This window comes from Cellulomonas septica, from assembly GCF_012396155.1.
Lineage (GTDB): Bacteria > Actinomycetota > Actinomycetes > Actinomycetales > Cellulomonadaceae > Cellulomonas > Cellulomonas septica.
The window spans coordinates 1-9,243 of sequence record NZ_JAAXOY010000068.1 but is presented as its reverse complement, the minus strand read 5'-3'; the positions used below and the strand labels follow the sequence as shown (position 1 = coordinate 9,243).

At 73.1% G+C, this 9,243-nt stretch carries 5 protein-coding genes and 1 pseudogene; all 6 read left to right on the top strand.

Annotation, left to right across the window (positions count from 1 at the left end; all coding sequences use genetic code 11):
• Nucleotides 1-221: pseudogene (locus tag HGA02_RS04785) on the top strand (tRNA pseudouridine(55) synthase TruB); the annotation flags it as partial.
• Nucleotides 222-474: 253 nt separating this feature from the next.
• Nucleotides 475-3,735, top strand: coding sequence for a glycoside hydrolase family 9 protein (locus HGA02_RS20775; protein WP_343035275.1), 3,261 nt, complete (start codon nt 475-477; stop codon nt 3,733-3,735).
• 175 nt (nt 3,736-3,910) lie between these two features.
• Complete coding sequence (locus HGA02_RS04775) at nt 3,911-4,951, top strand: bifunctional riboflavin kinase/FAD synthetase (RefSeq protein WP_210728177.1); 1,041 nt, start codon at nt 3,911-3,913, stop codon at nt 4,949-4,951.
• A gap of 156 nt (nt 4,952-5,107) precedes the next feature.
• Nucleotides 5,108-5,377: a 30S ribosomal protein S15 gene (gene rpsO / locus HGA02_RS04770; protein WP_013770699.1), complete on the top strand. Its 270-nt coding sequence runs from the start codon at nt 5,108-5,110 to the stop codon at nt 5,375-5,377.
• A gap of 244 nt (nt 5,378-5,621) precedes the next feature.
• Entirely contained in the window at nt 5,622-7,871 is a 2,250-nt protein-coding gene (locus HGA02_RS04765) for a polyribonucleotide nucleotidyltransferase (RefSeq protein WP_168678039.1), read from the top strand.
• A gap of 1 nt (nt 7,872) precedes the next feature.
• Nucleotides 7,873-9,219 (top strand): insulinase family protein, encoded by a 1,347-nt coding sequence (locus HGA02_RS04760; protein WP_168678038.1) that lies wholly within the window; start codon nt 7,873-7,875, stop codon nt 9,217-9,219.
• Nucleotides 9,220-9,243: the final 24 nt, after the last annotated feature.

The window sequence follows — 9,243 nt, the reverse complement described above, 5'->3', positions numbered from 1 at the left end:
TGCTGCCGCTGGCCGACGCGGCGCGGGCGACGTTCCCGGTCCGCGAGCTCACGGACGCGGAGGAGCGCGCGCTGTCGTACGGGCAGTCGCTCGCACCGGTCCCGGGCGGGCCGGGCGGGACCGTCGCGGCCTTCGGGCCCGACGGGACGCTCGTGGGGCTCGTCGAGGAGCGCGGCCCGCGGGTCCGCCCGGTGCTCGTCTTCGCCCCTGCGTCGACCTGACGCCGTCCGCCCGTCACCGCGGTCGGGCGAGCCGGCCGGTGCCGGTGCGACCTGTCGGCCGGCCGGCCCCCGCACCCTGCGGCACCAAATCGATTTGGTCGGATCGATTCGCTTCTCTCGTCGGGCTGCGCCTGCCTAACCTGCCGCCGCCGCACCGGTGCTCCCGCTCATGTGATGGGAGCGCTCCTACGACAGGGGAGACAGAGTGGTTTCTCGCACGTCATCACACGCGCGCAGGGGCGCGACGGCCGTCGTGGCGACCGTCGCCCTCGCGCTGGCAGGAAGCGGCACGGCGCTCGCCGCGTCGCAGATCGGGGAGGGGACCTTCGAGTCCGGCGCCGAGGGCTGGGTGGCCTACGGCACCGACGGGCCCGTCGACACGAGCACCGGCGCGCTGTGCGTCGACGTTCCGGCGGGGTCGGCGCAGTACGGCGTGGGCGTCGTCCTCAACGGCGTCGCGATCGAGCAGGGCTCGACGTACACGCTCGCCTACACGGCCAGCGCCTCGACGGACGTCACGATCCGCGCGCTCGTCGGCCAGAACGGCGCGCCGTACGGCACCGTGCTCGACACGAGCCCCGCCCTCACGTCCGACCCGACCGAGGTCAGCGAGACGTTCACCGCGTCCGCGACGTACCCCGCGACCCCCGCGCCCGACGACCCCGAGGGCCAGATCGCCTTCCAGCTCGGCGGGTTCAGCGCCGACGCGTGGACCTTCTGCCTCGACGACGTGTCCCTGGGCTCGGACGTCGAGCTCCTGTCGCACACCTCGTTCGCCGAGTCGCTCGGCCCGTGGTCGCTGTACGGCACGAGCGACCCCGTCTTCGCCGACGGCCGCATGTGCGTCGACCTCCCGGGCGGTCAGGCCAACCCCTGGGACGCGGGACTGTCCTACAACGGGCTGCCCGTCGACGAGGGCGAGAACTACGTCCTGTCGTTCACGGCGAGCGCGACGCCCGACATGCCGGTGCGCGTCATCGTCGGCGAGGGCGGCGGCGCCTACCGGACCGCGTTCGAGCAGGGCTCGGCACCGCTCACCGGTGAGCCGACGACGCTCGAGTACGCGTTCACGTCGAACCTCACGTTCCCGCCCGACGGGACCGCGCCGGGCCAGCTCGCGTTCCACCTCGGCAAGGCCGCGCCGTACGAGTTCTGCATCTCCGACGTCTCGCTGAGGACGTCCGCGACCCCGCCGCCCGGGTACGAGCCCGACACGGGACCGCGGGTGCGGGTCAACCAGGTCGGCTACCTGCCGTTCGGCCCGAAGCGCGCGACGCTCGTGACCGACGCGGCCGACGCGGTGGCGTGGGAGCTGCGCGACGCGGACGGCGAGGTCGTGGCCGACGGCACGAGCGAGCCGCGCGGTGTCGAGGCGTCGGCCGAGCAGGCCGTGCACGTCATCGACTTCTCCGACGTGACGACCGAGGGCGAGGGGTACACGCTCGTCGCCGACGGCGAGACCAGCCGGCCGTTCGACATCGCGGCCGACCTCTACCAGCAGCTCCGGTACGACGCGCTCAACTACTTCTACCTCGCGCGCTCGGGCACCGAGATCGAGGCCGACGTCGTCGGCGAGGAGTACGCCCGCGAGGCCGGGCACGTCGGTGTCGCGCCCAACCAGGGCGACACGGACGTCCCCTGCATCGGGCCGCGCGACTACTACGACGGCTGGACGTGCGACTACCGGCTCGACGTGAGCGGCGGCTGGTACGACGCGGGCGACCACGGCAAGTACGTCGTCAACGGCGGCATCGCGGTCGGGCAGCTGCTCCAGACGTACGAGCGCGCGCTGCACGCCGGCACGGCCGAGGCGCTCGCGGACGGCACGCTCGACGTGCCCGAGCACGGCAACGACGTGCCCGACGTGCTCGACGAGGCGCGCTGGGAGCTCGAGTGGATGCTCTCGATGATCGTCCCCGAGGGCGAGTACGCGGGCATGGTCCACCACAAGGTGCACGACGAGGGCTGGACCGGCCTGCCGCTGCTCCCGGCCGACGACCCGCAGGTGCGCTCGCTGCACCGGCCGTCGACCGCGGCGACGCTCAACCTGTCCGCCGTCGCGGCGCAGGGTGCGCGGCTGTTCGAGGAGGACGACGCCGAGTTCGCCGCGACGCTGCTCGACGCCGCACGCTCGACGTGGGCGGCTGCGCAGGCGCACCCGGCGCTCTACGCGCCCGGCGAGGCCGGTGCGGACGGCGGTGGTGCGTACAACGACTCCGAGGTGTCCGACGAGTTCTACTGGGCCGCGGCGGAGCTGTACCTGACGACGGGCGAGGACGCGTTCGCGCAGGCCGTCACGTCGTCGCCCGTGCACACGGCGGACGTGTTCACGGCCGACGGGTTCAGCTGGGGGAGCGTCGCGGCGCTCGGCCGGCTCGACCTCGCGACCGTCCCGAGCGCGCTGCCGGACCGCGACGACGTCCGCGCGTCGGTCGTCGCGGGTGCCGAGGAGTACCTCGCCGCGCAGGCCGAGCAGGGCTTCGGGTCGCTGTACTCGCCGCCGGGCGGTCAGTACGTGTGGGGCTCGAGCTCGCAGGTCGCGAACAACCTGGTCGTCGTCGCCACCGCGTACGACCTCACCGGCGACGCGAGGTTCCGCGCGTCGACGCTCGAGGGGCTCGACTACCTGCTGGGCCGCAACGCGCTCAACCAGTCGTACGTGACGGGCTGGGGCGAGGTCGCCTCGCACCAGCAGCACAGCCGGTGGTTCGCGCACCAGCTCGACCCGTCGCTGCCGAGCCCGCCGCCCGGCTCGCTCGCCGGTGGTCCGAACTCGCAGGCCGGCACGTGGGACCCGACGACCAAGGCCGCCTTCCCGGCGGGCTGCGCGCCCTCGGCGTGCTACGTCGACGAGATCCAGGCGTGGTCGACGAACGAGATCACGGTCAACTGGAACTCGGCGTTGTCCTGGGTCGCGTCGTGGGTCGCCGACCAGGGCGCCGGCGAGCCGGCGGCCGTGGCGCCCGCGATCACGCAGCAGCCCGTCGACGCCACGGTCCGCGTCGGCACCGACGCGACCTTCACGTCAGCGGCGAGCGGCGTCCCGGCGCCGACCGTGCAGTGGCAGGTGAAGGGCGCCCGCGGGGGCTGGAAGGACGTGAAGGGCGCGACGAGCGCCACGCTCACGGTCCGTGCGACCGGCAGCACCGACGGCAACCGGTACCGGGCGGTGTTCACGAACGCGTCCGGCACGGTCGAGTCGGCCGCCGCCCGGCTCACGGTGCAGCGGGGCGCACCGGTCGTCACGCAGCAGCCGACGGACGTCAAGGCCCGGCTCGGCACGGTCGCCACCTTCCGCGCCGCCGCCGACGGGTACCCCGAGCCGCGCGTCGCGTGGCAGGTGCGCTGGGCCCGCGGGTCGTGGCACACGATCCCGGGGGCGACGTCGACGACGCTGCGGGTCCCGGTGACCGTGCTCGCCGCGACGACGCAGTACCGCGCCGTCTTCACGAACACGGAGGGCTCCGTGCGGACGGAGCCGGCGGCGCTCCTCATCGACCGGCCGCGCAGCTGACGGACGGTCCACCACGGCGCGCGGCCGGCCCTCGTCGGGTCGGCCGCGCGCCGTTCGTCGCGCCCGTGCTTGCGCCCGTTCCCCGGGTGGGGGAGCAGGTCCGCCCCGGCAGCGCGGGACTGCCGCTGACCGTCCGTGACCGGGACCGTCGCGAGGCGTGGGTCGCGGCGGTGGCATGATCCTCCCTGTGCAGCGCTGGAACGACCTCGCGGACGTCCCGTCCGGGTTCGGCCCGTCGGTCGTCACCATCGGCAACTTCGACGGTGTCCACCGCGGGCACGTCAGCGTCCTCACGCGGATGTGCGCCGACGCGCGGGCCGTCGGGGCGCGCGCCGTCGCCGTGACGTTCACGCCGCACCCGCTCCAGGTGCACCGCCCCGACAGCGCACCCGAGCTCATCACGGGCGACGAGGACCGGCTCGAGCTGCTCGCGGAGACGGGTCTCGACGCCGTCCTCCTGCTGCCCTACACCCTCGACTTCGCGCGGCAGACGCCGCAGGAGTTCGTCGAGCGGTACCTGGTCGACGGGCTGCGGACGCGCACCGTGGTCGTCGGGCGCGACGTGCGGTTCGGCTGGCAGAACTCGGGCGACCTGTCGACCATGGTCGCGCTCGGCGAGCGGTACGGGTTCGACGTCGAGGTCATCGAGGACGTCACGCCCGCTCCTGCGGCGGACCCGGGCAGCCCCGAGGACCAGGCCGCGGACCCGCTGCGCCGCCGCTGGTCGTCGACGTGGACGCGCGAGCTGCTCGAGGCGGGGGACGTGGTGCAGGCGGCGCGCGTGCTCGGCCGTCCGCACCGCGTGCGCGGGACCGTCGTGCACGGCGACGCGCGGGGTCGCGAGCTCGGCTACCCGACCGCGAACCTCGGCGGCGACCTGACGGGCATGGTCCCGGCCGACGGCGTCTACGCGGGGTGGCTGCGACGCGTGCGGCACGCGGACGGCACGCCCGTCACCTCGGAGGACCCCGACCGCGTGCTGCCGGCCGCGGTGTCGATCGGCACCAACCCGACGTTCGACGGGCAGGAGCGCCGCGTCGAGGCGTACGTGCTCGACCGCGACGACCTCGACCTGTACGACGAGCAGGTCGTCGTCGAGCTCGTCGAGCGCCTGCGCCCGACGCTGCGGTTCGACTCGGTCGACGCGCTGCTCGAGCGCATGAGCGAGGACGTCGAGCAGGTCCGCACGGTCCTCGCGGGCGCCGCGACCGCCTGACCGGGCGGTGCGGCCGGTGACCGGGCGGTGCGGCCGGCTGACCGGGTGGTGCGAACCGCCTGGTACGATGGTCGACGCCGTCAGAACGGCCGCGGAACGAGAGAGCCCGGGTGGACATGCCCCGGAGCACCGCGCAACGAGACAACCTGGAGAACCGTGTCCCTGGACAGCGCCACCAAGCAGGCCATCATGACCGAGTACGCGACGCACGAGGGCGACACCGGTTCGCCGGAGGTGCAGATCGCCGTCCTGACCCAGCGGATCAAGGACCTGACGGAGCACCTCAAGGAGCACAAGCACGACCACCACAGCCGTCGCGGCCTGCTGCTGCTCGTCGGTCGTCGTCGTCGTCTTCTCGGCTACCTGCAGAAGGTCGACATCAACCGCTACCGCTCGATCATCGAGCGCCTCGGCCTGCGCCGTTGAGCCTCCGGACCAGCCCGGACCCGCGACAGGGTCCGGGCTGGTCCGATGTTCGCCCCGGTCGGGCCTGACCGTCCGGCCGGCGTGCCTCCCGCACGACCAGCACCACCAGCACCACCCAGCACCATCCACCGCGTCGGCCCGCTCGTCCGGTCCTCGGTAGTGGCCCCCGGAGCTCATCGCTCCGAGGACCACGGTCGAAGACCGCCGCGGCCGGCCGGCGCCTTCGAGAACGAGGAGGGCACCCGTGGAGGGTCCCGAGATCCAGTTCGCCGAGGCCGTCATCGACAACGGCCGCTTCGGCACCCGCACCGTCCGCTTCGAGACGGGCCGCCTGGCCAAGCAGGCCGCCGGCTCGGCCGCCGCCTACCTGGACGGCGACACGATGCTGCTGTCGGCCACGACGGCGGGCAAGCACCCCAAGGACCAGTTCGACTTCTTCCCGCTGACGATCGACGTCGAGGAGCGGCAGTACGCCGCCGGCAAGATCCCGGGCTCCTTCTTCCGCCGTGAGGGCCGTCCCTCGACCGAGGCGATCCTCGCGTGCCGTCTGGTCGACCGCCCGCTGCGCCCCCTGTTCGTCAAGGGCCTGCGCAACGAGGTCCAGGTCGTCATCACGGTCCTCGCGATCCACCCGGACGACGCGTACGACGTGCTGGCGATCAACGCCGCGTCGATCTCGACGCAGCTGTCCGGCCTGCCGTTCTCCGGCCCGGTCGGTGGCGTGCGCATCGCGCTCGTCGACGGCCAGTGGGTCGCGTTCCCGCGCTACTCCGAGCGTGAGCGTGCGACGTTCGACATGGTCGTCGCGGGTCGAGTTGTCACGGCCGCCGACGGCTCTGCTGATGTGGCCATCGCGATGATCGAGGCCGAGGCGCCCGAGAAGTCGTGGAACCTCATCCAGGAGGGTGCGACCGCGCCCACCGAGGAGATCGTCGCGCAGGGCCTCGAGGCCGCGAAGCCGTTCATCAAGGTGCTCGTCGAGGCGCAGCAGGAGCTCGCCGCGAAGGCCGCCAAGGAGACCCAGGTCTTCCCGACGTTCCCGGACTACCAGGACGACGCGTTCGCCGCCGTCGAGTCCGCCGCGACCGCGTCGCTGGGCGAGGCGCTGTCCATCGCCGACAAGCAGACGCGCGAGAACCGCCTCTACGAGATCAAGGCCGAGGTCGTGGGCCAGCTCGCCGAGCAGTTCGAGGGTCGCGAGAAGGAGCTCTCCGCCGCCTACCGGTCGGTGCAGAAGAAGCTCATCCGCCAGCGCATCCTCACGGACGGCTTCCGCATCGACGGCCGTGGCCTGCGGGACATCCGCACGCTCTCGGCCGAGGTCGAGGTCCTGCCCCGCGTGCACGGCTCCGCGATCTTCGAGCGCGGCGAGACGCAGATCCTCGGCGTCACGACGCTCAACATGCTCCGCATGGAGCAGCAGCTCGACACGCTCTCCCCGGAGACGCGCAAGCGGTACATGCACAACTACAACTTCCCGCCCTACTCGACGGGTGAGACGGGCCGCGTCGGCTCGCCGAAGCGCCGCGAGATCGGCCACGGCGCGCTCGCCGAGCGGGCGCTCATGCCCGTGCTGCCGAGCCGCGAGGAGTTCCCCTACGCGATCCGCCAGGTGTCCGAGGCCCTCGGCTCCAACGGTTCGACGTCCATGGGCTCGGTCTGCGCGTCCACGCTGTCGCTGCTCAACGCGGGTGTGCCGCTGCGCGCGCCCGTCGCGGGCATCGCGATGGGCCTCGTGTCCGACACGGTGGACGGCGAGACGCGCTACGCGGCGCTCACCGACATCCTGGGCGCCGAGGACGCGTTCGGCGACATGGACTTCAAGGTCGCCGGCACGCGCGAGTTCGTCACCGCGATCCAGCTCGACACCAAGCTCGACGGCATCCCCGCCTCGGTCCTGGCCGGCGCGCTGACGCAGGCGAAGGAGGCGCGTCTCGCGATCCTCGACGTCATCGCCGAGGCGATCGACGTCCCGGACGAGATGAGCCCGTTCGCGCCGCGCGTCATCACGGTGAAGGTCCCCGTCGACAAGATCGGCGAGGTCATCGGCCCCAAGGGCAAGATGATCAACCAGATCCAGGAGGAGACCGGCGCCGACATCTCGATCGAGGACGACGGCACGGTCTACATCGGCGCCACCGACGGTCCGTCGGCGGAGGCCGCGCGGGCGGCGATCAACGCGATCGCCAACCCGCACATGCCCGAGGTGGGCGAGCGCTTCGTCGGCACCGTCGTGAAGACGACGACGTTCGGCGCGTTCGTGTCGCTCTCGCCGGGCAAGGACGGTCTGCTGCACATCTCGCAGATCCGCAAGCTCGTCGGTGGCAAGCGCGTCGAGAACGTCGAGGACGTCCTGTCCATCGGGCAGAAGGTCCAGGTCGAGATCGGCGAGATCGACCCGCGCGGCAAGCTCTCGCTGCACGCGGTCATCGAGGAGAACGCCGAGGGCGCCGACGCGACGCCGGACGCCGCCGCGGCGCCCGCCGACGCCTGACGTGCCGCTGGACCTCCCGCTCGTCGGCCCCGGGCTCCCCGGGGCGGAGCAGACCGCCGGGCAGGACGGCGACGCCATCGTGCGTCGTTCCGTCCTGCCCGGCGGGGTCCGCGTGGTCACCGAGCAGATGCCCGGCCTGCGCTCCGCGACCGTCGGGGCGTGGGTCGGCGTCGGCTCGCGCGACGAGGAGTCGGGCCACTTCGGCTCGACGCACTTCCTCGAGCACCTGCTGTTCAAGGGCACGGCCCGCCGGTCCGCGATGGACATCGCCGAGGCGTTCGACGCCGTCGGCGGCGAGGCCAACGCGGCGACCGGCAAGGAGCACACGTGCTACTACGCGCGCGTGCTCGACACGGACCTGCCCATGGCGGTCGACGTCATCGCGGACATGGTGACCTCGGCGCGGATCGACGCCGACGAGCTCGAGACCGAGCGCGGCGTCATCCTCGAAGAGCTCGCCATGAACGACGACGACCCGAGCGACGTCGTGCACGAGCAGTTCGCGACCGCGGTGCTGGGCGCGCACCCGCTGGGCCGTCCCATCGGCGGGACGCCCGACACGATCCGCGCGGTCCCCCGCGACGCGGTGTGGGAGCACTACCGCTGGCACTACACGCCGTCGACGCTCGTCGTGACCGCGGCCGGGGGCGTCGACCACGACGTCCTGTGCGCGCAGGTCGCCGACGCGCTCGCGGCGGGCGGCTGGTCCCTCGGTGACGACGCCGTGCCGACGGGACGTCGCCCGATCACGTCGCGGGCGCTGCTCGCCGGCTCGGCGGGCATCCCCGGCGACGGGGTCGAGCTGACCGTCCGCCGGCACACCGAGCAGGCCAACGTCATCGTCGGCGGGACGTCGCTCACCGCGACCGACGACCGCCGGTTCACGCTCTCGGTGCTCAACGCGGTCCTGGGCGGCGGCATGTCGTCGCGCCTGTTCCAGGAGATCCGCGAGAAGCGCGGCCTCGCGTACTCGACGTACTCGTACGCGTCCGGGCACGCCGACACGGGCGTCTTCGGGCTGTACGCCGGGTGCGCACCGGGCAAGGTCGACGAGGTCGTCGCGCTCATGCTCGCCGAGTGGGAGCGGCTCGCGCAGGACGGCATCACGCCGGCCGAGCTCGAGCGGTCCCGCGGCCAGCTGGCCGGAGGGCTCGTGCTCGGCATGGAGGACACCGGCTCGCGCATGAGCCGCCTCGGCAAGGCCGAGCTCGTCCACGGCGAGCTGCTGAGCATCGACGAGTCGCTCGAGCGCATCCGCGCGGTCACCGCCGCCGACGTGCAGGAGCTCGCGGCCGAGCTCGCGTCGCGGCCCCGCTCCGTGGTGCGCGTCGGCCCGTTCGGCGACTGAGCGCGCCCGCCCCGCGACACGCCC

What these genes read in the sequence shown, in the direction of transcription:
- HGA02_RS04775 (WP_210728177.1), top strand. Translation starts at nt 3,911, where the DNA reads ATGATCCTCCCTGTGCAGCGCTGGAACGACCTCGCGGACGTCCCGTCC.